We start from the raw sequence: 26,652 nt of genomic DNA, 5'->3' as shown, positions 1-26,652 counted from the left end.
TCACACGACTCGACGAACATGCGCCGCCGACCAAGGCGGCCGATCGGACATCCGGCTGTAGCGCAGACTGGGGAGGCGCTCATGAAGACCACCATGACGGTCAACGGCGAGGCGAGGACGCTCGACCTCGACCCGCGGACCAGCCTGCTCGACGCCCTGCGCGAGCACCTGAACCTGAAGGGCTCCAAGAAGGGCTGCGACCACGGCCAGTGCGGCGCCTGCACGGTGCTGGTCAACGGCGCGCGGATCAACGCCTGCCTGAGCCTTGCGGTGATGCACGACGGCGATGCGGTGACCACCATCGAGGGGCTGGGTTCCGGCGAGAACCTGCACCCGATGCAGGCGGCGTTCCTGGAGCATGACGCCTTCCAGTGCGGCTATTGCACCCCGGGCCAGATCTGCTCGGCGGTGGCGATGCTGGCCGAGGCCGAGGCGGGCGCGGCCAGCCACGCCACCGCGGACCTGACCGCGCCGGTGGTCCTGACAGACGACGAGATCCGCGAGCGCCTGAGCGGCAACATCTGCCGCTGCTCGGCCTATCCCCAGATCCTCGCGGCCGTGCGAGCCGTGGCCGGAGAGCCCGCATGAGGCCGTTCACCTACGAGCGGGCGGAGGACGCCAAGGACGCCGTTCGCGCCGTCCGCGAGACGCCCGGCGCGCGATTCATCGCCGGGGGCACCAACCTTATCGACCTGATGAAGGCCGACGTGGAGCGGCCTGCGCACCTGGTGGACGTCGGCCGCTTGCCCCTGGCCGAGATCTCGGAGACGCCGGAGGGCGGCCTGCGCATCGGCGCAATGACCACCAACAGCCAGGTGGCCGACGACCTGCGGGTGCGCGCCCGCTACCCGGTGCTGGCCCAGGCGATCCTGGCCGGGGCGACGCAGCAGCTGCGCAACAAGGCCACCACCGGCGGCAACCTGCTGCAGCGGACCCGCTGTCCCTATTTCTACGACGTCTCCAAGCCCTGCAACAAACGCGAGCCGGGCGCCGGCTGCGCGGCGCTGGACGGGCTGAACCAAGGCGCGGCCATTCTCGGCGCGACCGAGGCCTGCATCGCCGTGCACCCGTCGGACATGGCCGTGGCGCTGACCGCCCTGGACGCGCGGGTCGAGACGCTTTCGCCGTCTGGCGAGACGGGGAGCATGGCGATCGAGGCGCTGCACCGGCTGCCGGATTCGGCGCCGCAGCACGACACCAACCTGGAGCCGGGCTCGCTGATCACGGCGGTGGTGCTGCCGCCGCCGCCGCAGGGCGGACAGGTCTATCGCAAGGCGCGGGAGCGGGCGTCCTACGCCTTCGCCCTGGTCAGCGTGGCCGTCGCCGGCGATGCGGTGGCGCTGGGCTCGGTGGCGCACAAGCCCTGGCGGGCGAGCCGCGCAGAGGCGGCGCGGGCCGCCGGCGCCTCGCCGGCCGAGGCCATGGCGGCCGAGCTGGAGAGCGCCCGCGGCTACGGGCGCAACGACTACAAGATTCGCCTGGCGGCCCGCCTGGGCGCGGCCGCGGTGGAGCAGGCCATGAACGGGAGGGCCGCATGAGCTCGGTCGCAGACTTCGCCGCCCCCAATCCGGTCGTCGAGAACCGCAGCGGCCTGATCGGCAAGGGCGTCGACCGCTACGAGGGCCGGCTGAAGGTGACCGGCGCGGCGCCCTACGCCTATGAGGTGGAGACTCCCTCGCCCGCAGCCTACGGCTTCGTCGTCGGCGCGAGCATCGCCCGCGGCCGGATCGTCGCCGTGGACGCGAGCGCCGCCGAAAAGGCGCCCGGCGTACACCTGGTCTGGACGCACCTGAACGCGCCCGCCCAGGCGGAGCGGGGCGCGCGCGCCAACCCGCGCAGCCAGCGGCCGTCAAATCCCGCGCTGGACAGCGACGAGGTGCGCCACTTCGGCCAGACCGTGGCCCTGGTGGTGGCCGACACCTTCGAGAACGCCCGCGGCGCGGCGCGGCTGATCCGCTTCGACTACGCCGCCGAGCCGGCGGCGGTGGCTTTCGAGGCCAGCCTGGGGGCCGCCCGGCAGCCGCCGGGCGAGGAGGACGTGCGCGTCGGCGATTTCGAGGCCGCCTTCGAGCAGGCGTCGGTGAAGCTGGACGAGACCTACACCAGCCCGCTGCAGAACCATGTGCAGATGGAGCCCTGCGCCACGACCGCCTGGTGGGAAGGCGACAAGGTGGTGGTCCATACCTCGATCCAGATGGTCAAGGGCGGCCAGCACGCCCTGGCCGAGACCCTGATGATCCCGACGGCCAACGTGCGCCTGTTTACCCGCTATATCGGCGGCGGGTTCGGCGGGAAGGGCCAGTCCTACGACGACCTGACCCTGGCCGCCCTGGCGGCGCGGGAGCTGGGGCGGCCGGTGAAGCTGGCCTACACCCGCCAGCACATGTTCCAGGCGACGATCCACCGTCCGGCCACGATCCAGCGGGTTCGGCTGGGGGCGACGCCGGACGGGCGGCTGACCGCCTTCGCCCTGGACGGCTACACCCACTGCGCCCGATGGGCGCCGTTCACCGAGCACTTCGCCAATTTCGCGCGGCCGCTCTACGCCGCGCCGAACCGACTGACCGGCCACCGGCTGGTGATGCTGGACCTGCCCGGCGCCGGGCCAATGCGCGCGCCTGGAGAGGCGTCCGGCATGCTCAGCCTGGAATGCGCCATGGACGAGCTGGCCGAGAAGCTGGGTCTCGATCCCATCGAGCTGCGGGTGCTCAACGAGCCGGAGCGCGACCCGGAGACCGGCCGCCCATTCTCCACGCGCCAGCTCGTGCGCTGCATGCGCGAGGGCGCCCAGCGGTTCGGCTGGGAGCGCCGCAACCCCCGCCCCGGACAGGTGCGCGACGGGCGCTGGCTGGTGGGCATGGGCATGGCCGCCGCGATCCGCAGCGACTATCTGCTGCCGGCCAAGGCAGGCGCCCACGTGGGCGCCGACGGGATCGTCACCCTGCGCCAGGGGATGACCGACATCGGCACCGGCACCTATACGATCCTGGCGCAGATCACCGCCGAGACGCTCGGCGTGCCGCTGGAACAGGTGCGGGTGGAGATCGGCGATTCCGACCTGCCGCCGGCGCCCGGATCGGGCGGACAGTTCGGCGCCTCGACCGCCGGCTCGGCGGCGCTGGACGCCGGCATGAACCTGCGCAAGGCCCTGGCCAGGCTCGCGGTGGAGGATCCGCGCTCGCCGGTCTACGGCGCCGACCCGCAGGCAGTGGACTTCCACGACGGGACGGTCGGCATCGAGAATCGCACGGAGAGCCTGGCGCAGCTGGTGGCGCGGGCCGCCCCGGAGGGCGTCTACGCCGAGGGGGCGATCACCCCGCCGGCCGACCGGCGCGACTATTCCCTGCACACCTACGGCGCCCATTTCGCGGAGGTCGGGGTGGACCCGGCCACCGGGGAGGTGCGGCTGCGGCGCATGTTCGGCGTGTTCGCCGCCGGACGGATCCTCAACGCCAAGACCGCCAAGAGCCAGATCACCGGCGGCATGATCTGGGGCGTCGGCACGGCCCTGACCGAAATCAACGAGGTCGACCCGCGCTACGGGTCGTTCGTCCATCAGGACATGGGCGGCTACCACGTGCCGGCCCACGCCGACATCGTGGAGCTGGACTCGATGTTCCTGGACGAGGCCGACGACAAGGCCAATCCCATGGGCGTCAAGGGCGTGGGCGAACTCGGCATCTCCGGCGCCGGGGCGGCGGTGGCCAACGCGGTCTACAACGCCTGCGGCGTTCGGGTGCGCGACTACCCGCTGACGCCGGACAAGGTGCTCGCCGGCCTGGCCTAGGCCGTCAGCCGACCAGCTTGCGCAGTTCGCCCAGCACGCGAGCCAGGTCGACCTCGCGGAACGGCTTCTGCAGCACCGGCGTGCCGCGGTCGGCCTCTCTAAGGCCGGCGTCGCCGTAGCCGGTGGCGAAGGCGAACGGGCGGCCGCGCTCGCGCAGGATGTCGGCCAAGGGGAAGATCGGCTGGCCGCCGAGATTCACGTCCAGCACGGCGCAATCGATGGCGGCGCTGTTCATCAGCTCCAGGGCGTCCTCGATGCGGGAGGCCGGGCCCACGACCTGGCAGCCCAGGTCGCCGAGCATGTCCTCGATCAGCATCGAGACCATCATCTCGTCTTCGACGACGAGGACCCTCAGGCCGTCCAGACCTCCGCCTTCGCTCATTCTGTTCTTTGCTCCAGCGCCCGATGATCAATCATGGATTGCATAGCGCGAACGCGGGCGCACGGCTACGGTCACGACCGTCAGCCGCCGTCGGCCGCCTCCAGCCGAGGCGAGACGCGCAGGCCGGTGATCTGGTTGCGGTCGCGGCGAACCACCTCGAAGCGGTGGCCGTGGAAGATGAAGGTCTGCCCCACCCGCGGGATGGTCTGGCTCTCGTGGATCACAAGGCCCGCCACGGTGACGGCGTCGTCGTCGGGCAGGTGCCAGTCCATGGCCCGGTTGAGATCGCGGATCGCCACCTTGCCGTCGACCATCACCATGCCGTCCGCCTGCGGGCGGACGCCGGCGAGGCCCGTGGGATCGTGCTCGTCCTCGATCTCGCCGACGATCTCCTCGAGGATGTCTTCCAGGGTGACCAGGCCCTGCAGCGCACCGTACTCGTCCACCACCAGGGCGAAGTGGGTCTGGCGCTTGAGGAAGGCGTTGAGCTGGTCCTTGAGCTTGGTGGTCTCGGGGATGAACCAGGCTTCGCGGGCGATGGCGGCGATGTCCAGGTCGTCCATGCGCCCGTCGGCCTCGGCGATCGCCTGGAGCAGGTCCTTGGCGTGCAGCACGCCGACGATGTTCTCGGGGTCGTCGCGATAGAGCGGCAGGCGGGTGTGGGCGCTTTCCAGCGCCGCGGCCACCAGCTCGCGGGGCGGCAGGTCGACCTCGATCATGGCGATGGACTTGCGGTGGACCATCACCTGGCTGACGTCCATGTCGGCCAGGTCCAGCACGCCGCCGAGCATGCGCCGGTCGCGGCTTTCGACCAGGCCCTCGGCGTGATGGTACTCCACGGCGCCGCGGATCTCCTCGTGGGCGGCGAGGACGTCGACCTCCATGTCGAGGTTGACGCCGAACGGCCGGAGGGTGTGGCGAACGATCCACTGGGCGCCGTTGGCCAGGGGCCCGAAGATGCGCACCAGCCACCAGGTCGGCAGCGACAGGGTGCGGGCCACGTCGTCGGCCCGGGCGATGGCCAGGGTCTTGGGCAGGATCTCGGCGAACACCACCACCAGCACGGTGACGATGGCGGTGGCGATCAAGGCGCCGGTCGCTCCCGGGAATACGGCGGTGAGCACCGCCGTGGTGAGGGCCGAGGCGCCGATGTTGATGACGTTGTTGGAGAGCAGGATCGCCCCGATCATGGTCTCCTGGTTGGAGATCAGCCGGTTGACCCTGGCGGCGGCGCGGTCTCCGTCCCGCTCAAGCTGGTGCAGGCGCCCGCGGCTGGCCGCGGTCATTGAGGTTTCCGCCGCCGAGATCAGGCCCGACAGCGACAGCAGCACGATCAGCGACGGCGCGAGCGCCGCCAGCAGGCCGGCGATCACGGCGAGGCTCCCTCCGCCAACAGAAATTCACGCACCGCCACGGCGTCGACGTCGCGGGCGGTGAAGGCTTCGCCCAGGGCGCGGGCGAGGATGAAGGTCAGGCGTCCGCCTTCGGCCTTCTTGTCCTGGGCCATGTGCCGCACCAGGCGGGCGGCGTCGAACGGCTGGGACGAGATCTCGGAGAGGCGGGTGGGCAGGCCCGCGCCGGCGATGGCGGCGACGGCGCGTTCGGCGTCCTGCCCCGGGCACAGGCCCTGGGCGGCGGAGAAGCGGAACGCCAGGGCCGAGCCCGCGGCGACCGCCTCGCCGTGGAGCAGGGCTTCGCCATAGCCGGTCTCGGCCTCCAGCGCGTGGCCGAAGGTGTGGCCGAGGTTGAGGAGCGCGCGGCGGCCGGCCTCCTTCTCGTCCTCGGCGACGATCTCGGCCTTCATCTCCACCGAGCGAGCCACGGCGTGGGCCAGGGCCTGGGGCTCGCGCGCCAGCACCGCCGCGCCGTGAGCCTCCAGCCACTGGAAGAAGGAAAGGTCGCCCAGGAGCCCGTACTTGATCACCTCGGCGTAGCCGGCGCGCATCTCGCGGGCGGACAGGGTGCCGAGCACGTCCAGGTCGGCCAGCACCAGCCGTGGCTGGTGGAAGGCGCCGATCAGGTTCTTGCCGCGGGGGGTGTCGATGGCGGTCTTGCCGCCGACCGAGGAGTCCACCTGGGCCAAGAGGGTGGTGGGGATCTGCACGAAGTCGATCCCGCGCTTGTAGATCGCCGCGGCGAAGCCGGCGAGGTCGCCCACGACGCCGCCGCCGAAGGCGACGATCAGGTCGCCGCGGTCCAGTTCCAGCGCGAGTAGGCGGTCGCAGAGATCGGCCAGGCCTTCGAAGCTCTTGGTCGCCTCGCCCGGGGGCACGATCACGGCGGGGGCGGCGAGGCCGGCGCTCTCGAGCGAGGCGGTCAGGCGCGCGCCGTGCAGGGCGAAGACCGTCTCGTCGCTGACCACGGCCACGCGCCCGCGCTTGACGAATGGGGCGATGCGCGCGCCGGCCGCGTCGAGGAGGCCGGCGCCGATGAGGACGTCGTAGGCGCGCGCGCCCAGGCCGACGGGAACGGTGCGAATCATGCGGAGGTCCGCTCCAGATGGGCGGTGAGGGCGCGGATCACCTGGTCGACGGTCACGTGGTGGGCGGTGTCGCCGGTTTCCACCGTCACGTCGGCCTCGGCGTAGACCGGGTAGCGCTCGGCGGCCTGGGCCTTCAGCACCGCCACCGGGTCCTTGCCGCTCAGCAGGGGCCGGTTGTCCTTTCGCCCGACCCGGCGGGCCAGGACGTCGAGGTCGGCCTTGAGCCACACTGAGATGGACTTCTCCTTGATCAGCCGGCGCGTCTCGGCGTTCATGAAGGCGCCGCCGCCCGTGGCCAGGACGTGGGGCGGCTCGTCCAGCAGGCGGGCGATCACCCGGCGCTCGCCCTCGCGGAAGGCCGGCTCGCCCATCTCGGCGAAGATGTCGGGGATGGAACGGCCCGCGGCGGCCTCGACCTCGGTGTCGGCGTCGCGGAAGGGCAGGTCCAGGGCGTTGGCCAGGCGCCGGCCCACGCTGGATTTGCCCACCCCCATCAGACCGACAAGGGTGATGGTGCGGGCGCGCAGAGGTGCATATCGGTCCATGAACGGCGAAGGTCTACACGACCAGCCGGGGTCGCGCCAATGTTCCGCGTTGGCTATGCTGTCGTCATGATCCGTCGTCCGCCCTGGCTGGCCGCGCTCGCCGCCGCCTGCCTCGCCGCCACGGCCCACGCCCAGGGCGTGCAGGTGGCCCCGCTCGCCGCGCCCGACCTGTTCTCGCCGGGGGCCCGCGACACGGGACTGCCCGGCGACCTCTGGCGCGGGACCTCGCCGCGGACGATGGCCGCCGTGCTGCCGCTGGTGTCGGCCAAGCCCCTGTCGCCGGCGGCCCGCGCCCTGGCGCTGCGAGTGCTGGCGACCGGCGCGGCGGGACCGCAAGGCGCCGGGGAGGATCCGGCCCTGGCCGGCGCGCGGATCGAGGCCCTGATCGCCCTGGGCGATGCGCCGGGGGCGGCGGCGATCCTGTCGCGGACGGCCAACGTCGAGCGTTCGCCGGCCCTGGCGCAGGCGGCGGCGGAGGCGGCCCTGCTGGCCGGCGACGACGCGCGCGCCTGCCAGATCGGCGAGTCCCTGGCCGCGGACCGGGACGCCGTCTACTGGCTGCGGCTGCGCGCCTTCTGCCGGCAGCGGGCGGGGGACGCGGGGGCGGCGCGGCTGACCTTCGACCTCGCCCAGGGCCAGGCGCGGGACGCCGTGTTCGGCCGGCTGATGGGCGCGAAGCTGGCCGGCGCGGGCGATCCTGGCGCGGCCTCCCTGCGCAACGGCCTGGACTACGCCCTGTCGCGCAGCCTCGGGCTCGACCTTTCCCAGGCGAAGCCCGCGCCGGCGGTGGCGGCGGCGCTGTCCGGCGAAGCGCCAGTGTCCGCGACCTGGACGCTGCCGTCGGGCCCCGGCCTGGCGGACGCGGCGATGGCCATGCTGGCCGGCGGCGACGTCGCCGGGGCGCGGCTGATCCGCGCCGGACTGATGCGCGACGAGCCTGGCGTGAGCGCCCAGGACCTGGCCCTGCTGGACGCCATGCTGGCCGCCGCGACGGGAACCCCCGACGGCCCTACCCTTGACCGGCTGCTGGAGCGGGGCGGCGTCGGCGATGCGGCGGGCCGCGCGCGCATGCAGGCCGCGGCCCTGTACCTGGCCGCTCTCGGCGCGCCGCTGAGCCCGGAGGGGCGGGGCGAGCTGGCCGCGGCGGCGGCCGGCGAGGCCAAGGCGCCGCCGGCGCGAACCCTGGCCATGGACCTGGCGGCCGAACAGAAGCTGATGGGCGAGACCGCGCTGCTGGCGATCTGGACCTCCGCCGACGCGGGGGCGAGCGGCCCCGCCCCCGCCGACCGGGCCCGTATCGTGCGCGCCCTGCGCCAGGCCGGGCTGGAGGCCGACGCCCGCGCCTTCGCCCTCGAAGGCCTGATCGCCCTCAAATGAGCGGCCAGGACGCCGGCTGGACCGAGGCCTTCCTGGAGATGATGGCGGTCGAGCGCGCGGCGGCCAAGAACACCCTGACCGCCTACGCCAAGGACCTGGAGGACGCCCGCGGCTTCCTGGCCGCCCGCGGGCCGGGACTGGACCGGGCCACGGCCGAAGACGTGGAAGCCTATTTCGCCGCCCTGGGCGCGCGGGGCCTCTCGCCGGCCACGGCCGCCCGGCGGCGGGCCTCGCTGCGCCAGTTCTATCGCTTCGTCCTGGGCGAGGGCTGGCGCGCGGACGATCCCTCGCGCCGGGTGGACGCCCCGCGCAAGGGCCGGCCCCTGCCCAAGGTGCTGAGCCGCGAGGAGGTCGACCGGCTGATCGCCGCAGCCACGGCGCGGGACGGGGGGCAGGGGCTGCGGCTGGCCTGCATGATCGAGCTGATCTACGCCTCGGGCCTGCGGGTCTCGGAACTGACCGCCCTGCCGCTGTCGGCGCTCGCCCGCGATCCGGCCTATCTGATCGTCAACGGCAAGGGCGGCAAGGAGCGGCTGGCGCCCCTGAACGGCGCCGCGCGCGAGGCGGTGCGGGCGTGGCTCGAGGCGCGCAAGGACTTCCTGCCCAAGGGCGACGCTGGCAATCCGTGGCTGTTCCCGTCTCGCGGCAAGGCGCGGCGGCTGACGCCCCGCCGCTTCGCCCAACTGCTCGACGAGGCCGCGGCCGACGCCGGCATTGATCCGGCCCGGGTCAGCCCGCACGTGCTGCGCCACGCCTTCGCCACCCATCTGCTCGAGGGCGGCGCGGACCTGCGGGTGGTCCAGACGCTGCTGGGCCACGCCGACATCGCCACGACCCAGATCTACACTCACGTGGCCGAGGACCGCCTGGCCGAGGTGGTGGCGACCAAGCACCCGCTGGGGCGGAAGTCCTAGGCCGTCAGGCGATCTTCAGCGCCGCGATCAGCAGCAGGGCCACGACCGCCAGAGCCCCGAACGAGACGGTGACCGCCGCGGCCACCCGGCCGCCGGCGCGGGCGACGGCCCGGATGTCGACGCCCAGCCCGAGGGCGGCCATGGAAATCACGGTGAGCCAGGTCGCCGCATGGCCGGCCGGCGCGACCAGGGGGGCGGGGAACCAGCCCAGGGACCGGAGCGCGGCCAGGGCCAGGAAGCCGAGGATGAACCAGGGGACCAGGCGGTGCAGGCGCAGCTTGCCCGCGTCGCGCGCACCCCGGCCCGCGAGGGACAGGACCAGCACCACCGGCCCCAGCATCAGCACGCGGGCCAGCTTCACGATCGTGCCGACCTGGAGCGCCAGGGGCCCGGTGGAGGCGGTCGCCGCCAGCACCTGGGGCACGGCGTACACGGTCAGGCCCGCCAGCACGCCGGAGGCGCGCGGGCTCATGCCCAGGGCCGCGGCCGCCGCGGGGAGGGCGAGGACCACCGCCACGCCGAGCACGGCGGTGAAGGCGATGGCGGCGGCCACGTCCTCGCGCCGGGCGCCGATCACCGGGGCGACGGCGGCGATGGCCGAGTTGCCGCAGATTGAATTGCCGCAGGCGACCAGGGTGGCCATGTGGTGCGGCAGGCCGAACAGCCGGCCGATGCCGTAGCCGGCGGCGAGGCTGGCGGCGACCACCAGGGCGACGCCCGCCAGCAAGGGAACGCCCACCCCCAGCGCCGCGCCGGCGCTGATCGTCGCGCCCAGCAGAAGGACGGCGACCTCGAGCAGGGTCTTGGCGCAGAAGTCGACGCCGCGCGCCCAGCGCTCGCCCGGCGTCCAGAGGGTGCGGACAAGAGCGCCTAGGAGGATGGCGAGCACCAGGGGCTCCAGCCAGGCCCGGCCGCCCCACCGCGTCTCCAGCGCTTCGGCGCCGAAGGCCGCCGCGGTCACCGCCAGGCAGAGCGCCACGCCGGGCGCAAGGGCGGCGAGCTGTCGGATGGGGCGGCGCGGCGTTGCCATGGCCGCACCGTGGGCTCCGGCTACTGACAAATCCAACGAATTGATTTGATCTGAATGATCGAAATTAGTGATCATTCGCCATGAACCTGGAGCAGCTTCGCATCTTCGTCAGCGTCGCCGAGCACCTGCACGTGACCCGTGCGGCGCGGGCGCTGAACATCACCCAGTCGGCGGCCAGCGCCGCCGTGGCCGCCCTGGAGGCGCGCCATGGGGCGCGGCTGTTCGACCGGGTCGGGCGCGGGCTGCAACTGTCCGACGCCGGACGCATGTTCCTGCCGCGGGCCAAGGCGGTGCTGGCCGAGGCGCAGGCGGCCGCCGCGGCGCTGGACGACCTGGCGGGGCTGCGGCGCGGCGCCCTGGCGGTCGCCGCCAGTCAGACGGTGGCGAGCTATTGGCTGCCGGCCCGGCTCGCCCGCTTCGCCCTGGCCTATCCCGGAGTGAAGACGCGCCTGACGGTGGGCAACACCGCCCAGGCCGCGGCCCGGGTGGTGGAGGGCGCCTGCGCCCTGGCGGTGGTCGAGGGGCGCGTGGAGTGCGCCGTGCTGAACGCCCGCACCGTCGGCGGCGACCGGCTGGCCGTCTACGCCGCCCCGACGCACCTTCTGGCGCAGACCCCGGTCACGCGCCAGGCGCTGCAGAGCGCCGCATGGATCTGCCGCGAGATCGGATCCGGCACTCGGGCGGCGGCCGACCGCGGGCTGGAGGCCCAGGGCGTCGACCCGGCGGCCCTGCGCATCGCCCTGGAACTGCCGTCCAACGAAGCCGTGCTCACCGCCGTCGCCGACGGCCAGGCGATCGCCGCCGTCTCGGAACTGGCCGCGCGGCCCCACGTGGAGACCGGTCGGGTGGTCGCCCTGCCCTTTGAGCTAGGGGCCCGGGAGTTCGTGCTCGTGTCCCACAAGGAACGGGGGCTAGGGGCGGCGGCGGCGGCCTTCGTGGCCTCGCTCTCAGCGCCCGGCCTGGACCGGCCGGGGCGCGGCTGACCCCGACGCCCTTGTGACCGCGCCGGATCGCGCCTAATTTCCGCGGCTTCGCCAACGGCGCAGAGAAGATTCCCCCGCATGGCCGCCCACTACCTCGAGTTCGAGCGCCCGATCGCCGAACTGGAAGCCAAGATCGAGGAGCTGGACAAGCTTTCGGAGACCGCCGGCGTCGGCGCCTTCGACGCCGAGATCGAGGCGCTGCGCGCCCGCGCCCAGGAGCTGCGCCGGGAGGCTTATTCCGGCCTCGACGCCTGGCAGAAGACCCAGGTGGCCCGCCACCCCGACCGGCCCCACTTCGTCGACTACTGCGAAGCCCTGATCGACGAGTTCGTGGAGCTGCGCGGCGACCGCAAGTTCGCGGACGACCAGGCGATCATGGGCGGCCTTGGCCGGTTCCGCGGCCAGCCGGTGGTGGTGATGGGCCACGAGAAGGGCCGCGACACCGTCGGCCGTGTGAAGCACAACTTCGGCTACGCCCGGCCGGAAGGCTACCGCAAGGCGATCCGCCTGATGGAGCTGGCCGAGCAGTTCAACCTGCCGGTCATCAGCCTGGTGGACACCGCGGCCGCCTATCCGGGCGTCGGCAGCGAGGAGCGCGGCGTGGCCGAGGCGATCGCGCGCGCCACCGAGAAGAGCCTGCTGCTGAAGACGCCGATGGTGGCCGTGGTCACCGGCGAGGGCGGCTCGGGCGGGGCGCTGGGCATCGCCTGCGGCAACCGCGTGCTGATGCTGGAACACGCCATCTATACGGTGATCCCGCCGGAAGGGGCGAACTCCATCCTGTGGCGCGGCTCGCGCACCGCCGAAGAGGCGGCCAAGGCGCTGAAGATCACCGCCCAGGATCTGCTGAAGTTCAACATCATCGACCGCATCGTGGCCGAGCCGCCGGGGGGCGCGCACTCCGACCCCGCCGCGGCGATCAAGGCGGTGGGCGACGCCGTCGAGCAGGAGATCGCCGCGCTCGGCAACATGGGGCCGAGCGAACTGAAGGCGCAGCGGGCCGAGCGTTTTTACGCCATCGGCCGCGAGGGCCTGCACTAGGGCGCGACCGCGCTTTCAGGAAACCTGCGCTTGCCTGACCCAGCGTCCGGCTGTTCACTGTCATCCAAACGATCGTTTGGAGGAAACGCCATGGCGTTGAAGACGCGGTTCACGGAGCTTGTGGGGATCGAGCATCCGATCGTCCAGGGCGGGATGCAGTGGGTCGGCCGGGCCGAACTCGCCGCGGCGGTGTCGGAAGCCGGGGGCCTGGGCATCATCACCGCGCTGACGCAGCCCACGCCGGACGACCTGCGCCGCGAAATCGACCGGGCGCGGACGCTGACCAGCAAGCCCTTCGCCGTGAACCTGACGATCCTGCCGGCGATCAATCCGCCGCCCTACGCCGAGTACCGCCAGGCGATCATCGATTCGGGCGTGAAGATCGTCGAGACCGCAGGCCACAAGCCGCAGGAGCATGTCGACCACTTCAAGGAGCACGGGATCAAGGTGATCCACAAGTGCACCGCCGTGCGCCATGCGCTCTCGGCCGAGCGGATGGGCGTGGACGCCATTTCCATCGACGGTTTCGAATGCGCGGGCCACCCGGGCGAGGACGACATCCCCGGCCTGATCCTGATTCCGGCTGCGGCCGACAAGCTGAAGATCCCGATGATCGCCTCGGGCGGGTTCGGCGACGGGCGCGGCCTGGTGGCGGCCCTGGCGCTGGGCGCCGAAGGGATCAACATGGGCACGCGCTTCATGTGCACCAAGGAAAGCCCGATCCACCAGAAGGTGAAGGAGCAGATCGTCGCCAACGACGAGCGGGCGACCAACCTGATCTTCCGCACCATGCACAACACCGCCCGGGTGGCGAAGAACGCCGTCTCCGACGAGGTCGTGGCCATCGAGCGCCGGGGCGGGGCCAAGTTCGAGGACGTGAAGGACCTGGTGGCCGGGGTTCGCGGCAGGGTCGTCTACGAAGAGGGCGATCCGGACTACGGCATCTGGTCGGCGGGCATGATCCAGGGGCTGATCCACGACATTCCGTCCTGCGGCGAACTGGTCAGCCGGATCGTGCGCGAGGCCGAAGACATCATCTCCGGCCGCCTGGCGCGGCTGGCCGGCCTGAGGAGCCTGGCGCCGGCCTGATCCTGAGAACCCGTCTGCGCATGGCGGACGCGGGCTTGCCGCGCCTGCCGGTCGTGTACACTTAAGCCCGTGCAGACGCCGCCTCGACTCGCAGGGCTGACCGACAAGGCCAAGGCCAACGTCTCGTTCGTGATCGAGACGATGTACGCCGTCGCCGCCAATCCGGAACGCTGGGAAGAGGTGATCGACGCCCTGGGCGAGCCGGTCGCCGAGCCCATCGGCGAGGAGACCGCGGCCAGCCTGGTGCGGGCGGCGGCCCAGCCGATCGAAGCCCCGGGCCCGCAGGTGGGCGTGGTGCTGATCACCCCCTCGGGCGGGGTGGCGAGCTGCAACGCGGCCGGGGAGGCGGTGTTCCAGCAGCGCCTGGGCCTGATCGAGGCGCAGGGGCTGCGCTTCTTCGATCCCTCCAACCACGAGGCGCTGGCCCAGGCCCGCCGCCGGCTGGAGGCGGCGCGCACCGGCCAGGTCATCGTCAAGTTCACCCAGGCCGAGGACGAGGGACCGCACTTCGCCTATGTCGTCCCGGTGGAGGCCCTGCCGCCGGCGCTGGCGGCGAGCCTGCCCGACGCGCGCCCGCCGGAGCGGGGCGTGGCCCTGATCTTCCCGGCGGTCGAGAGCACCGATCGGCTCTGGGCCAGCATCCGCGAGAGTTTCGGCCTGACGCCGGCGGAGACGCGGCTGGCGGCGCGGCTGAAGGAGGGCCAGACCCTGGCCGAGGCGGCCCGCGACCTTGGGGTGTCGGTCAACACCGTCCGCAATCAGCTTCGCGCGATCTTCGACAAGATGGGCCTGAACCGGCAGAGCGAGCTGGTGCGCGCGCTCACCCAGCTTGGCGCCCTGGCCGGCGTGTTCCAGGCCGACGAAGTGCGGGGGCCGGCCATCCTGGCGACCGAGCGGGGGGCGGCCGAAGCGGCGCCGCAGACCCGCTTCCTGCGTCTGACGGACGGACGGCGCATCGCCTATCGCGACTATGGCGCCCTGCGCGGCCGGCCGGTGCTGATCGTGCACCAGGGCATGGGATCGAGCCTGCTGCCCAGGGGGTCGGACGCCCTGGCGCGGGATTTTGGCCTTCGCCTGATCTGCCCTGAGCGGCCCGGGGTGGGCCGCTCCGAGCCGCGCGCGGACTACAGCTTCGAAGGCGTCGGCGCGGACCTGGCGGAAGTCTGCGCCAGCCTGGGGCTGAGCGACGTCCAGGTGGTGGGGGTGATGTCGGGCGCGGCCTTCGCCCTCTGCGCGGCCGAGGCGCTGGGCGAGGCGGCGCGTCGGGTCCTGCTGGTGTCGGCCCGGCCCCCGGGCCTGCCCCCCGACTCGGAGCGGGAGCCGGGGCACCGGCTGGCGCAGTTCCGCCGCCGGCTCATGCGCAGCGCCTGGCTGTCGGACACGGTGTTCGCCATGATGCGCCTGCAGATGACGCGCAGCCAGGTCGCGCGGATCGTGCGCACCGGCGCCACCGCCCCCGGGGATGCGGCCTATCTGGCGGCGCATCCGGCGGTCCTGGAGTTCATCACCGACTACATGCTGGAATCCCTGGCGGTGACGGCCCGCGGGATCGCCGACGAGGTGAAGTGCGCCGCCCGCGAACCGGGGTTCTGCACGCCGCCGGTGACGGCGCCGGTGACCCTCTGGCACGGCGCGCAGGATCCGCAATCGCCGCCGAGCGAGGCCACGCGCTGGCTCGGCGACCTGGCCCCGGACGTGCGGGTGTTCCCCGACATCGGCCACTTCCTGCCGCACAAGCACTGGCCGGAGATCGTGGCCTGGCTCGCAGGCTAGGCGATGGCCTTCAGGTCGGCGCCCAGGGCCTCGACAGCCTCCTCGGTGGTGGCCCAGGAGCACATGAAGCGCACCGTGCCGTCCAGGAAGCGGTAGACCTGCCAGCCCTTGCCCAGGAGGCGCTTGTGGGCGGCCCCGTCCATCTCCACGAAGACGCCGTTGGCCTCGACGGGGTGGACGGTCTTGAACGGCGAGAGGGACGCCAGCTTTCGGGCCATGGCGTTGGCGTGGGCGGCGCGCCGAAGGAATGCGCCGGTCTCGAGCATGCCGACGAAGGGGGCGGCGTAGAAGCGGGACTTGGAGGGAAGCTGGCCCGACTGCTTCAGGCGCGCGTCGAACCGGCGGACCAGGGCATTGTCGAAGATCACCAGGGCTTCAGCTGGGGTCATGCCCGCCTTGGTCCCGCCGACCACCAGGATATCGACGCCGGCGCGGGCGAGGAGCCTGGCGTCGCACCCCGCGGCCATGGCGTTGGCGAGCCGCGCGCCGTCCAGGTGGATCTTCAGGCCGGCCCCGCGGGCGCGGGCGGTCAGGGCGGCGAGCCGGTCGTCGGAATAGACCGTTCCGTACTCGGTGGCGTTGGTCAGCGACAGGGCGGCAGGCGACTGGTGGTGGGCGCTGTCGTGGGCGGCGAGCGCCCGGTCCAGCGCCTCCGGAGCGATGCGGCCCGAAGCGCCCTCCAAGGCGGTGATCCCCAGGCCGTGGCCGAAGAAGCCCGGCGCCCCTGTCTCGTCGGTGGCCACGTGCGAATGGCCGTGGGACAGAACCGCCTCGAACGGCCGGCAGAGGGCGGCCAGGGCGATCGCGTTCGCCGCGGTTCCTGAGGCGACGAAGCGGATCTCGGCGTCCGCGTCGAGAAGGCCGCGGATCAGGTCGGCCGCGCGGGCGCTGACCTCGTCGTCGCCGTAGGAGGCCATGAAGCCCTGGTTGGCGGCGAGGAGGGCGTCGATCGCCTCGGGCGCGGCCGGCGCGGTGTTGTCTGAGGCGAAATCGTAACGGGGGCGGGTCACCCGGCGCTTCTACCCCAGGCGCGGACCTCGTCCACGAAAAGATCGGGCTCCTCCATCGCCGCGAAGTGGCCGCCGCGGGGCATCTCGCTCCAGCGGGCGATGTTGTAGGCGCGCTCGGCCCAGCTTCGCGGCGGGGCGGTGTAGAGGGGCTCGCCGGGGAAGTTGGCGAAGGCGGTCGGCGTCTCGCAGCGCTCGCCCTCGGCCAGGGCCACGCCGCCCTCTTCGAGCAGGCCGCGATAGTACCAGGCGCCCGTCGTGAAGCTGTCCGTCATCACGTAGATCATGATGTTGGTGATCAGGGCGTCGACGGGATGGACCTGGTCGAAGGGCTTGGCGCGCAGGTCGGACCAGTCGTGGAAGCGCTCGATGATCCAGGCGGCCTGGCCGACCGGATTGCCCGCCGCCATCCAGGCGATCGACTGGGGCTTGGACGCCTGCAGGCGGAAGTAGGCGCCCATCACGTCCATCATCGCGCCCTGGCGGGTGATCCAGGCGATCTCGTCCTGCGACTGCGGCCCGCCATGCGGGCGAAAGCCGATCATATTCAGGTGGATGGCCCGGGCGTGGGCGCCGTGGTCCTTGCCGAGCCAGGAGGTGACGAGGCCGCCCCAGTCGCCGCCCTGGGCGAGATAGGACCGATAGCCCAGCACCTCGGTCATCAGGGTGTTGAACAGCCGGGCGGTGGTGCGCTGGCCGATCGGGCGGGCCGGCTTGGACGAGAAGCCGAAGCCGGGCAGGGAGGGGATCACCAGGTCGAAGGCGTCGGCCGGATCGCCGCCGAAGCGCGATGGGAAGGCCAGCTTCTCGATGGCGCCCCAGAACTCGTAGTGCGAGCCGGGCCAGCCGTGGGTGACGATCAGCGGCCGCTTGCCGCCGGCCTCGCCGACGACATGCAGGAAGTGCAGGTCGAAGTCCTCGACGCGGGCGGTGAACTGGTCGAAACGGTTGAGGTCGGCGACGGCGCCGCGCCAGTCCCAGCCGCCGGCCCAGCGCTCGCAGAAGGCCTTGAGGTAGGCGCCGTCGCAGCCATAGGCCCAGCCGTCGGAAACCTGCGGCGCCGGCGGCCATGGATAGGCGCGGACCTGGTCCAGCACCGCCGAGACCGCCGCCTCGCTCCACTCCACCTTGAACGGCTTCACCCCGGCCATGACGCGCTCCCTCGTGTTGTCTGGGCGCAACTTCCAGGGCCTGCCGCGAGGGCCGTCAAGGGGCCGGGCGCAGTCCCCGCGAAAGGGCCGAGTTCATCGCCGCGATCAGCTCGCGCGCGCGCTCCTGGGTGATCTTGCCGGCCAGGGCCAGGCTGACCGCGCCGTGGCTGGCCACCCAGAACATCGCGCCGATCTCCACCGGGTCGCCCTGCAGCACGCCCTCAGCGACCAGGGTGCGCACGTAGCGGCTCATGGTGTCGCTGGCCCGGGCGCCGGCGCGCTCCAGGTCCGGATAGGCGCCGTCGTTGGGCTGGTTCAGGTCGAACATCAGCTTGTAGGTCTGCGGATGCTCGAAGGCGAAGTTCACATAGGCCTCGCCCACGGCCGCGCCCCGCGAGCGGGCCGAGGCGGGCTTGGCGTAGGCGCTTTCCAGGGCCTCGGCGAAGCGGTCGAAGCCGCTGGTGCGCACCGCCGCCAGGATGTCGTCCTTGTCCTTGAAGTAGCGATATGGCGTCATGGGGCTGACGCCCAGCTCGGCGGCGAGCTGGCGCATGGTCACGGCCTCGGGGCCCTTGTCGGCGAACAGGCGCTCAGCCGCCTCGCAGAGGCGCTCGCGGAAGTCGGCGACGTCGGACTCGGACAGGACTCTGGGCATCGGATTTGGCTTACGCAGAAAACGCTTGCCATGGGTTAGCGCTTACGTAATAAATTTACAACGTAAAAGGTGAGGGACGACGCGATGCCTTGCTGGGACCTGCTGGTCGACAAGACGGACCTGCGCCGCACCGAACTGCGCGAACACGAGGCGCCGGACCTGGCGCCGGGCGAGGCGCTGCTGGCCGTGGAGCGGTTCGCCATGACGGCCAACAACGTCACCTACGGCGTGATCGGCGAGGCCTTCGGCTACTGGAAGTTCTTCCCCGCGCCGGCGCCGTTCGGGCGCATTCCGGTCTGGGGCTTCGCCAGGGTGGTGAAGTCGCAGGCCCCGGACGCCCTCGAGGGGCTGCGGGTGTTCGGCTACCTGCCGATGTCCAGCCACTTCGTCGCCCGGCTGACGAAGGGGGGCGAGGGATTCGTGGACGCCAGCGCCCACCGGGCCGAGCTGCCGCCGACCTACAACGCCTACGCCGAGGCGCCCGCCGACCCGCTGGACGACCACCGCGCGCTGCTGCGGCCGCTGTTCATGACCTCGTTCCTTTTGGACGACTTCCTGGCCGAGGACGCCGGGCTGAAGGCGCTGGTGCTGTCCAGCGCCTCGTCCAAGACCGCCATGGGCCTTGCGTGGCTCGCCCGACGGCGCGGCGTGCGGGTGGTGGGTCTGACCTCGCCGGCGAACCAGGCGCGCCTCGAAAGCTTCGGCCTCTACGACGAGGTGGTCCCGTACGGGGCGGCGGCGGATCTGAGGCTCGAGGGGCCGGCCGCCTACGTCGACTTCGCCGGCGACCGGTCGGTGACGGCGGCGGCGCACAAGGCGCTGGGCGGGGCCCTGTCCCGCAGCCTGATCGTCGGCGGCACCCACTGGGAGGCGCGGGGCGAGGGGCAGGCCGAGCCCGCGCCGGGGCCGCAGCCCGTGCTGTTCTTCGCCCCCGACCAGATCCGCAAGCGCGCCAAGGACTGGGGCGCGGCCGAGCTGGACCGGCGCTTCACCGAAGCGCTCAAGGCCTTCGTCGCGGCCAACGCCTGGCTGCGGCTCGTGCATCACCAGGGCCCCGAGGGCTTGTCGCAGGCCTATTCGGCGGTGCTTGAGGGCCGCGCTGCGCCCGACGAGGGACATATCATCAGGCTGGACTGAACCGGCCATACGAAGGGAGCTACGCCATGGACGGCGACGTTCGCATCAATCCCTACCTGACGGGCAACTTCGCCCCCGTGCGCAGCGAGGACGACTTCGACCTCGTGGTGAAGGGCGAAATTCCGCGGGAGCTCGCAGGGACCCTCTACCGGACTGGGCCAAATCCCCAGTTCGAGCCGCGCGACCCCAACTACCACTGGTTCACCGGCGACGGGATGATCCACGCCTTCCGCGTGGAGGACGGCAAGGTCGCCTACCGCAACCGCTATGTGCGCACGCCCAAGTGGGAGCTGGAGCACGAGCACGGCCGCTCGCTGTTCGGCGGCTTCAATCCGATGCTCACCGACCCGATCGCCCAGGGCAAGGACTCCGGCGTCGCCAACACCAACATCGTCTTCCACGCCGGCCGGCTGCTGGCGCTGGAGGAGGGCCACATGCCCTTCGAGCTGGAGCCGGGGACGCTGGAGCCGAAGGCCTACGTCGAGGCCTATCGCGCGCGCACCACGGCGCACCCGAAGATGGACCCCAAGTCCGGCGAGATGGTCTGGTTCGGCTATGGCGTGGGCGAGGCGCCGCTGAGCGCCGGGATGAGCTACGGCGTCACCGGGCCGGACGGCCGGGTCGTGCGCCGCGACGACTTCCAGGCGCCCTATTCGGCGATGATCCACGACTTCCTGGTCACGGAGAACTACGTGCTGTTTCCGGTCCTGCCCCTGACCGGCAGCCTGGAGCGAGCGATGAAGGGGCTGCCGGCCTACGCCTGGGAGCCGGAAAAGGGCGGCTATGTGGGGGTGATGCGCCGCGACGCCGACGTCTCCACCATCCGCTGGTTCAACGTCGAGGCCTGCTACGTCTTCCACCCGATGAACGCCTGGGAGGCGGACGGAAAGATCTACGCCGACGTCTTCCGCTATGACACCGCGCCGCTGTTCCCCCTGGCCGACGGCCGGCCGGGCAGCAAGTCGGCGGCGCGCCTAGCCCGCTGGACCTTCGACCTGTCCGGCGCGTCGGACGCGATCAAGGAGGAAGCGCTGGACGACCTGGACGGCGAATTCCCGCGCTTCGACGAGCGGTTGGCCGGCTCGGGCTATCGGCACGGCTGGTTCGCCGGGGACTCCACCCGCTCCGGCTCGGTGAAGATGAACACCATCGCGCACATCGACCTGAAGACGAACCGGCGCACCGACTTCGTGTTCGGCCCCGACCTCGTCTCCGAGCCGGTGTTCACGCCGCGCAGCGACGATGCGGCCGAGGGCGACGGCTGGCTCACCGCGGTGGTCTGGCGGGCGGCCGAGAACCGCTCCGACTTCGTGGTGTTCGACGCCCTCGACGTAGGCAAGGGGCCGGTCGCGGTGGCGGAAGTCCCGCGCCGGGTGCCCTTCGGCTTCCACGGCAATTGGGTGGCGGCCTGATCCGCACGGGGCGGTTCTCCCCCTCGAGGGAGGCGCCCCGGAGGGCCGGAGGAGCTTCTTGAGTCGTGAAGTCCCTCTCAGCCGCTCCGCGGCGGCCGAGGGGGAGCTTCCGGCGCAGGCCGGCCTCGTCGCCCGAGCAATCTAGGCGGACCGCTTCACGAACGGCTGCGGCGAAAGCTGGACGAGCGAGCGCCAGATCCACTCGAACGGGCCATAGTGGAAGCGGGCGAGCCAGGGCTTGGACCAGAGCAGGATGAAGGCCCAGACGCCGGCCACGACGTAGAGCTGTTCGAACCGCGAGAGCTTGCCGAACAGGCCCAGGCCGAACCCGCAGAACACGAACGTCGTGATGATCGAGGTCATCAGGTAGTTCGAGAAGGCCATGCGCCCAGCGGCGGCGAGACGCTCGACCAGGCCGCCCCAGATCCCGGCCTGCACCAGGCGCATCATCAGGGCCCCGTGGGCCAGGGCGACGAAGGGACGGGTGGGCGCCTGCCAGACCTGGAGGCGGTGCAGGGCCAGGGGCTCGAAGCCGCTCTTCCAGATCATCCAGGCCAGGACGGCGGTGACCGGCGCGGCCACAAGGTAGCCGACCGCCATGGTCGCCTCATAGGCGCGCCTGGACCAGCCCAGGGTGAAGAAGCCCGAGCGGAACAGCGCCATGCCGATGAACATCTGGCCGATCGCCTCGGGGATCTCGTCGGTCAGCAGGATGGTGGAGTGCAGGAGCCGCACGATGTAGGCGCGGGCCTGCAGCGCCTCCATGAAGCCGCCGCCGAAGCCGGCGATCTGCTGGGCGGCCATTTCGGCGGGGGGATCGACCAGCATCCGGATCTCCGCCCAGGCCGCCAGGGCCTGCGGCGAGGCGCCGGGGGCGTGGGCCGCCGCATGGATCTGCTCGAGCATGCGGGTCTCGAGCAGGTGGTAGCCCAGGAGCGCCAGGAGGATCGCGACGCCGACGATCGCCTGGGTGCGGATGCGGATCCTGCGGAAGGGGAAGATGACGAGGCCGGCCAGGGCGTAGGGCACAAGGATGTCGCCGAACCACAAGAGGTAGGCGTGCGCCATGCCGATGACGAACAGCCAGAACATTCGGCGATAGTGGGTCTGGAACGGCCCCGGGCGACGGCCTTCGGCGCGCTCGGCGATCAGCACCGTGGAGGCGCCGAACAGCATGGTGAAGAGGGCGCGCATCTTGCCGTCCGTCAGGACGTTGTTGACCGCCCAGGTCCACAGGTCCGCCCCGGTGGAGCCGCCGGCGTAGGCCGGATTAAGGTAGGCGAAGGTGGGCAGGCCCATGCCCACGATGTTCATCAGCAGAATGCCGAGGACGGCGAATCCCCGGACGGCGTCGATCGACAGATGTCGCTGGCTCTCGGCGGCCTGATCCCCCGACATGGCCTTCCCCCCCTTGTTGTTTTGGGCGGCAGGATGGACGGCGGCGGCGGCGAGTCAATCGCCGAAAGGCCAAGGTTCGCCCGCCCGGCGCCAGGGGGCCGAGCGGGCGAGGGACCTAGACCGGATCGTAGGGGAACACGGCGGCGGAGGCTTCCAGGGGCGTGAAGCTCGCCTGCATGGCCGGCATGCCGTGGCCGATCAGGGTTTCCGGCGTCCAGCCTTCGAGGCGGGCGACGAACTTGACCGGGCGCGGCTGGCTGAACAGGGCGACCTCGTTGCCGCGCACCGAGAACACCTGGCCCGACGCCGGGCAGGACGGTGCGGCCAGGGCCACGGCGAGGGGCGCGACCTGGTCGGCGCGCATGCCTTCCTGCATCCGCTTCACCCGCTGGGCCGAGGCCTCGTCCTTCACGGGGATCGTGGCGATCATCCGCGTCCAGGCGAAGGGCGCGATGACGTTGGAGCGCACGCCCTTGGCCGCGCCCTCCATGGCGATGATCCGCGACAGGCCCATCACGCCGAGCTTGGCCGCCGCGTAGTTGGCCTGGCCGATGTTGCCGATAAGGCCGGAGGTGGAGGTGAACAGGGCGTAGGAGCCTTCGCCCTGGTTGCGGAAGTGCTCGATGGTGGCGCGGGTGACGTTGTAGGCGCCCCGCAGGTGAACCTCGATCACCGCGTCCCAGTCGGCGTCGCTCATCTTGTGGAACATGCCGTCGCGCAGGATGCCGGCCGGATTGATCACCGCGTGCAGGCCGCCGAAGGTGTCCATGGCCTGCTCGACCATGCCCTTGACGGCGGCCATGGAGGAGACGCTCTCGGTGTTGGCCACGGCCTCGCCGCCCGCGGCGCGGATCTCCTGGCAGACGGTCTCGGCGGGGCCGGTCGAGCCCTCGTCGCCGCCGGAGACGCCGCCGCCCAGGTCGTTGACCACCACCTTGGCGCCTTCGCGCGCGGCCAGCAGGGCGCACTCGCGCCCGATGCCGTTGCCACCGCCCGTCACCAGAACCACCTTGCCGTCCAGCACGCCCATCTCGTCCTCCGATGCCTGTTGCGCAACGCGCGTAGGGGGTCCGTCTTAGGCGGGGACGAGCGGCTTGTCATGGGCGCGCTGGGGCGCCGCTGGGGCGCTGCGCCGTCTACTGGGCCGCGCGCCGTTCGGCGAGCTTGCGCAGGTTCTCCTCGTGCTCCTGGCGGTTGAGCTTGTAGGTCGAGATCACCGCCATCATCGCCAGGTAGAGGCCGAGCAGCACGGGCACGTAGTAGGCGCCGAGCCGCAGCACGGCCTCCTGCGGCACGCGGGTCGGATCGACGCCGACGGGGAACTGGGCGAGGGTGAGCACCGTCGTCGCGGTCATCACCCCAAGCCCGGTGACCATCTTGCGGATGAAGGTGGAGGCGGCGAAGAACACGCCTTCGGACCTGCGGCCGGTCTTCAGCTCGGCCTGCTCGACCAGGTCCGCCATCATCGAGGCCGACAGGATCTGGAAACAGATGATCAGGCCCACGTCGATCAGGGTCGCGAAGAACACGAACCAGAAGATGAAGGGATCGCCGTTGGGCGGCATGATCCCCGCCAGCCGCAGGATGATCGCGAGCGGCGAGCCCAGCACGGCGATCAGGCCGATGATCATGGCGCCGCGCTTCTTGCCGATGGTGCGGGTGACGACCGGCGCGAGCGTGGCCCCGATGAGCGCGGAGGCGAAGACGCTCATGGTGATGAGGCCGTTCTGTTGCGAGCTGAAGCCCCACATGTAGGTGAGGAAGTAGAAGGCCAGGGTGGCCGACAGGCCGGCGGCGATCGAGCCGAACATGGCCGCCACGAACAGGGCCAGGAAGGAGCGGTTGCCGAGGGTCTGGAAGATCTCGGCGAACACCATCGGCAGGGAGAGCTTGCGCTGCGGGGGCGGCGGCTTGAGCTGGACGATGCGCGAGTGGGTGCCGGCGGCCGAGACGACGATCGCCACGAAGATCAGGACCGAGGCGACGATCCCGTAGACCTGGTAGGCGTCGCGGTTGAACTGGCCGTTGGGAATGGCCGGCGTGGCGAAGGCGGGGAACAGCAGAAGGAAGCTGCCCACCGTCATGGCGTTGCCGCCGCACCAGCCGAAGAAGTAGCGGAAACTGAGCAGCGAGCTGCGCTGGTCGTAGTCCTCGGTGAGTTCCGGCGCCAGGGCCGAGCTCGGCGTCTCGTAGAAGGTGATGAAGGTGCGGATCAGCACCGCCAGCACGAGCACGTACCAGAACAGCGCCTGCTGCGACCAACCCTCCGGCGGGGTCCAGAGCAGGAAGTAGGTGGCCGCCACCGGCAGGGCCGAGGCGTACATGAACGGATGGCGCCGCCCCCAGCGGGAGCGCAGGTTGTCCGACCAGTAGCCGACCACCGGGTCGCTGAGGGCGTCGAGGGCCAGGGCGATGGTGACCGCAAGGCCGGCCAGCCGCGGGTCGAGGCCGACGACCTGGCTGTAGAAGATCACCAGGAAGTAGGCGAATCCCTGGTCCTTCACGCCATAGGCCACCGAGCCGAAGCCGTAGGCGAGCTTGGTCCAGAAGGAGGGAGGCGGCGCCTTGGGGACCGCTTCGGCCCGGTCCTCGCCCAGAGTGGCGCCTGACGGCGCCGCCGCTTCACTCATCGTTCCTGCCCTGAAAACGCCGCCCGGCGGGTCCGGCTTGAGTACGCATCTTCGAGAGGTTCAGGAGGACTGTAAACCGGGCGCGGTGAAACTGCGTCGCGAAAGCGGGGCCAGCATGAGGGCCTGTCCCGCCGCCCGCGCCAGGAAGAACAGGGTGAAGGACAGCCAAAGGCCATGGTTGCCCAGGGGCCGCGTCAGGATCAGCAGGACGACGAACACCGCCAGGGCCGCGGCCATGCCGACCAGCATCGCCCGGGTCCAGCTTGCGCCGATGTAGACCCCGTCGAAGACGAAGGAGACGACCCCGCACAGCGGCAGGGCGACGGCCCAGGCCGCGTAGGCCGCCGTGGCGGCCACCACCTGCGGATCGGCGCTGAAGCTCGCCGCCAGCCCCCGGCCGCCAAACAGGTAGGCCAGGGAAATGGCCGCGGCCGCCCCGAGGCCCCAGGTCAGGACAGCGCCGACCAGCCGCCGGAATCGGGCGCGGTCGCGCGCGCCCAGCGCTTCGCCACAGAGCACCTGGGCGGCGCTTTCGAACCCGTCGAGGATCAGGGCCGAGAGCATGAAGAGCTGATAGAGGATGGCGTTGGCCGCCAGCACCACGGCGCCCTGCTGGGCGCCGGCGCGGGTGAGCAGGACCGTGGCGCTCATCAAGAGCAGGGTGCGGGCGAAGAGGTCTCGGTTCAGGGCGAAGAGGGCGGAGAGCTCGCCGGCCCTCCAGGTGGCGGGCTCGCGCACCAGGGCCAGGGCGCGGCGGGCGGGCGCCTGGCGGGCGACGATCGCGGCGAGGGCCGCGAGCTTGGCGGTTTCCGAGGCCAGGGTGGCGGCGGCCACGCCGGCGACCCCCAGCCCCAGGCCCAGCACCAGGGCCAGGTCGAGGGCGATGTGGAACAGGTTGGCGCCGATCTCCACGCCCAGCACCGCCCGCATCCGGCGCCGGCCGATCAGCCAGCCGGTCAGGGCCGCGTTGACGAGCCAGGCCAGGCCCCCGGCGTAGCGGATGTCGACATAGGTGCGCGCCATCTGCGCCACCTCGCCCTCGGCGCCCAGCATCCGCAGGCCGAGGCCGACCACCGCCGGCCAGGCGAGCAGCAGGACCGCCCCGATCGCCAGGGCGGCCGCGACGCCGCGGGTGAGGACCGCCGCCTGGGCCTCGTCGTCGCCGCGGCCGGCGGCCTGGGCGGTGAGGGCGGTGGCGCCCGAGCGCAGGAAGTTGAAGACGATTAGCAGGGTCATCAGCAGCTTGGCGCCGACCTCGACCCCGCCCTGGGCCGCGGCCTCGCCCAGCCGCCCGATCACCCACATGTCGGCCAGGCCGAACAGGGCGGTCGCCACGTTGGTGAGCATGGAGGGCAGGGCGATCGCCCAGATCGCCCTGTGCATGCCCCTGTCCTGCCCCGCTTCGCCCATCCGCCTCGACTGGAGGCCGCGGGCCGGGCGGTCAAGCCTGCTGCGTCGTCAGCTCGCCAGGGGCCTGGGCTTGGGTGATGGCGTCGACTGGCGGTCGAGCCTGGCCAGGGCCTCCAGGACATCGACCAGCGGGACCGGCTCGGGCGTGCCGAGCAGCCATCTGAGGGTCGGCTGGTCTTCGACGGCCGAGGCGTCGGAGGCCCAGGACGAGAGGACCGCACGCTTCTGCTCGGCGTCGAGCAGGGGGTCCTTCAGCACGTCGCGGGGATGTCCGAAGCCGACGCCGGGCCGCAGCCACCGCTCCAGGGCGGCGGCCAGTCCTTGTTGCTGGATGAGCTCATACGATGTCGCCAAACGCATCGCCGTGTCTCCGATATCCGTCCTTTCTCCTGCGCCTCCGGCGGCCGGCCGGAAGCGGCCGCGCAAGAATTTGCCATCGCCTCCTGCGG

General features: G+C 71.8%; 24 protein-coding genes. 11 read left to right on the top strand and 13 right to left on the bottom strand.

All coding sequences use genetic code 11. The annotated features are described in order from the left end of the window. Positions 1–81: 81 nt before the first annotated feature. From ACK4YQ_RS14395 to ACK4YQ_RS14385, 3 genes are read left to right on the top strand one after another with little or no spacing between them, the layout of a single operon-like run. Positions 82–588, top strand: coding sequence for a 2Fe-2S iron-sulfur cluster-binding protein (locus ACK4YQ_RS14395; protein WP_409612112.1), 507 nt, complete (start codon positions 82–84; stop codon positions 586–588). Beyond that, positions 585–1,538 carry an FAD binding domain-containing protein gene (locus ACK4YQ_RS14390; RefSeq protein WP_409612111.1) on the top strand — a complete coding sequence of 318 codons (954 nt, stop codon included), beginning with the start codon at positions 585–587 and terminating at the stop codon, positions 1,536–1,538. The genes ACK4YQ_RS14395 and ACK4YQ_RS14390 overlap by 4 nt, the downstream gene beginning before the upstream one ends. Then, the gene (locus ACK4YQ_RS14385; RefSeq protein WP_409612110.1) at positions 1,535–3,787 is read left to right on the top strand and encodes a molybdopterin cofactor-binding domain-containing protein; all 2,253 of its coding nucleotides are present in this window, start codon (positions 1,535–1,537) and stop codon (positions 3,785–3,787) included. The genes ACK4YQ_RS14390 and ACK4YQ_RS14385 overlap by 4 nt, the downstream gene beginning before the upstream one ends. A gap of 4 nt (positions 3,788–3,791) precedes the next feature. Here ACK4YQ_RS14385 and ACK4YQ_RS14380 read toward each other — a convergent pair whose 3' ends face one another. The 4 genes from ACK4YQ_RS14380 to ACK4YQ_RS14365 form a co-directional block, all read right to left on the bottom strand. Continuing rightward, positions 3,792–4,169 carry a response regulator gene (locus ACK4YQ_RS14380; RefSeq protein ID WP_409612109.1) on the bottom strand — a complete coding sequence of 126 codons (378 nt, stop codon included), beginning with the start codon at positions 4,167–4,169 and terminating at the stop codon, positions 3,792–3,794. An 80-nt stretch (positions 4,170–4,249) separates the two neighbouring features. Then, complete coding sequence (locus ACK4YQ_RS14375; RefSeq protein WP_409612108.1) at positions 4,250–5,542, bottom strand: HlyC/CorC family transporter; 1,293 nt, start codon at positions 5,540–5,542, stop codon at positions 4,250–4,252. Next, entirely contained in the window at positions 5,539–6,651 is a 1,113-nt protein-coding gene (gene aroB / locus ACK4YQ_RS14370; RefSeq protein ID WP_409612107.1) for a 3-dehydroquinate synthase, read from the bottom strand. Before aroB ends, ACK4YQ_RS14375 begins: the two co-directional genes overlap by 4 nt. Continuing rightward, the gene (locus tag ACK4YQ_RS14365) at positions 6,648–7,196 is read right to left on the bottom strand and encodes a shikimate kinase (protein ID WP_409612106.1); all 549 of its coding nucleotides are present in this window, start codon (positions 7,194–7,196) and stop codon (positions 6,648–6,650) included. Before ACK4YQ_RS14365 ends, aroB begins: the two co-directional genes overlap by 4 nt. Positions 7,197–7,262: 66 nt before the next feature. Here ACK4YQ_RS14365 and ACK4YQ_RS14360 point away from each other — a divergent pair, with 66 nt between their 5' ends. Together ACK4YQ_RS14360 and ACK4YQ_RS14355 are read left to right on the top strand one after the other, a co-directional pair. Next, positions 7,263–8,573, top strand: a complete 1,311-nt coding sequence (locus tag ACK4YQ_RS14360; protein ID WP_409612105.1) for a hypothetical protein — start codon at positions 7,263–7,265, stop codon at positions 8,571–8,573. Then, complete coding sequence (locus ACK4YQ_RS14355) at positions 8,570–9,487, top strand: site-specific tyrosine recombinase XerD (RefSeq protein WP_409612104.1); 918 nt, start codon at positions 8,570–8,572, stop codon at positions 9,485–9,487. The genes ACK4YQ_RS14360 and ACK4YQ_RS14355 overlap by 4 nt, the downstream gene beginning before the upstream one ends. A 4-nt stretch (positions 9,488–9,491) precedes the next feature. Here ACK4YQ_RS14355 and ACK4YQ_RS14350 read toward each other — a convergent pair whose 3' ends face one another. Then, a complete protein-coding gene (locus tag ACK4YQ_RS14350) occupies positions 9,492–10,517 on the bottom strand; it encodes a YeiH family protein (RefSeq protein WP_409612103.1) in 1,026 nt (341 codons plus the stop codon). 80 nt (positions 10,518–10,597) lie between these two features. On the opposite strand from ACK4YQ_RS14350, the gene ACK4YQ_RS14345 reads away from it, so the two are divergent. The 4 genes from ACK4YQ_RS14345 (at position 10,598) to ACK4YQ_RS14330 (ending at position 15,403) form a co-directional block, all read left to right on the top strand. Next, complete coding sequence (locus ACK4YQ_RS14345) at positions 10,598–11,500, top strand: LysR family transcriptional regulator (RefSeq protein ID WP_409612102.1); 903 nt, start codon at positions 10,598–10,600, stop codon at positions 11,498–11,500. 78 nt (positions 11,501–11,578) lie between these two features. Next, a complete protein-coding gene (locus ACK4YQ_RS14340) occupies positions 11,579–12,541 on the top strand; it encodes an acetyl-CoA carboxylase carboxyltransferase subunit alpha (RefSeq protein ID WP_409612101.1) in 963 nt (320 codons plus the stop codon). A 90-nt stretch (positions 12,542–12,631) separates the two neighbouring features. Further along, positions 12,632–13,630, top strand: a complete 999-nt coding sequence (locus ACK4YQ_RS14335; protein ID WP_409612100.1) for an NAD(P)H-dependent flavin oxidoreductase — start codon at positions 12,632–12,634, stop codon at positions 13,628–13,630. Between the two features lie 69 nt (positions 13,631–13,699). After that, positions 13,700–15,403 carry an alpha/beta fold hydrolase gene (locus ACK4YQ_RS14330; RefSeq protein ID WP_409612099.1) on the top strand — a complete coding sequence of 568 codons (1,704 nt, stop codon included), beginning with the start codon at positions 13,700–13,702 and terminating at the stop codon, positions 15,401–15,403. Here ACK4YQ_RS14330 and ACK4YQ_RS14325 read toward each other — a convergent pair. From ACK4YQ_RS14325 to ACK4YQ_RS14315, 3 genes are read right to left on the bottom strand one after another with little or no spacing between them, the layout of a single operon-like run. Continuing rightward, positions 15,400–16,413: a threonine aldolase family protein gene (locus ACK4YQ_RS14325; protein WP_409612098.1), complete on the bottom strand. Its 1,014-nt coding sequence runs from the start codon at positions 16,411–16,413 to the stop codon at positions 15,400–15,402. The two genes, ACK4YQ_RS14330 and ACK4YQ_RS14325, sit on opposite strands and share 4 nt — an antisense overlap. Then, entirely contained in the window at positions 16,410–17,561 is a 1,152-nt protein-coding gene (locus tag ACK4YQ_RS14320; RefSeq protein WP_409612097.1) for an epoxide hydrolase family protein, read from the bottom strand. Before ACK4YQ_RS14320 ends, ACK4YQ_RS14325 begins: the two co-directional genes overlap by 4 nt. Positions 17,562–17,616: 55 nt before the next feature. Further along, positions 17,617–18,216, bottom strand: a complete 600-nt coding sequence (locus tag ACK4YQ_RS14315) for a TetR/AcrR family transcriptional regulator (protein ID WP_409612096.1) — start codon at positions 18,214–18,216, stop codon at positions 17,617–17,619. An 84-nt stretch (positions 18,217–18,300) separates the two neighbouring features. Between ACK4YQ_RS14315 and ACK4YQ_RS14310 the strand changes: the two genes are divergently transcribed. Next, entirely contained in the window at positions 18,301–19,353 is a 1,053-nt protein-coding gene (locus ACK4YQ_RS14310) for a DUF2855 family protein (protein ID WP_409612095.1), read from the top strand. Positions 19,354–19,379: 26 nt separating this feature from the next. Then, on the top strand, positions 19,380–20,765 hold the full coding sequence (locus ACK4YQ_RS14305) for a carotenoid oxygenase family protein (protein ID WP_409612094.1): 1,386 nt from the start codon (positions 19,380–19,382) through the stop codon (positions 20,763–20,765). A 141-nt stretch (positions 20,766–20,906) separates the two neighbouring features. Here ACK4YQ_RS14305 and ACK4YQ_RS14300 read toward each other — a convergent pair whose 3' ends face one another. From ACK4YQ_RS14300 to ACK4YQ_RS14280, 5 genes are all read right to left on the bottom strand, one after another. Then, on the bottom strand, positions 20,907–22,163 hold the full coding sequence (locus tag ACK4YQ_RS14300; protein WP_409612093.1) for a DUF418 domain-containing protein: 1,257 nt from the start codon (positions 22,161–22,163) through the stop codon (positions 20,907–20,909). Positions 22,164–22,278: 115 nt separating this feature from the next. Next, positions 22,279–23,193, bottom strand: coding sequence for an SDR family NAD(P)-dependent oxidoreductase (locus tag ACK4YQ_RS14295; RefSeq protein WP_409612092.1), 915 nt, complete (start codon positions 23,191–23,193; stop codon positions 22,279–22,281). A gap of 106 nt (positions 23,194–23,299) precedes the next feature. Further along, positions 23,300–24,793: an MFS transporter gene (locus tag ACK4YQ_RS14290; RefSeq protein WP_409612091.1), complete on the bottom strand. Its 1,494-nt coding sequence runs from the start codon at positions 24,791–24,793 to the stop codon at positions 23,300–23,302. 60 nt (positions 24,794–24,853) lie between these two features. Next, on the bottom strand, positions 24,854–26,176 hold the full coding sequence (locus ACK4YQ_RS14285; protein ID WP_409612090.1) for an MATE family efflux transporter: 1,323 nt from the start codon (positions 26,174–26,176) through the stop codon (positions 24,854–24,856). A 75-nt stretch (positions 26,177–26,251) separates the two neighbouring features. Beyond that, a complete protein-coding gene (locus tag ACK4YQ_RS14280) occupies positions 26,252–26,563 on the bottom strand; it encodes a hypothetical protein (protein WP_409612089.1) in 312 nt (103 codons plus the stop codon). Positions 26,564–26,652: the final 89 nt, after the last annotated feature.

The organism is Phenylobacterium sp. (assembly GCF_046291545.1).
In the GTDB taxonomy this organism is placed as follows: domain Bacteria; phylum Pseudomonadota; class Alphaproteobacteria; order Caulobacterales; family Caulobacteraceae; genus Phenylobacterium.
This window is presented reverse-complemented; position numbering and strand designations above follow the sequence as displayed.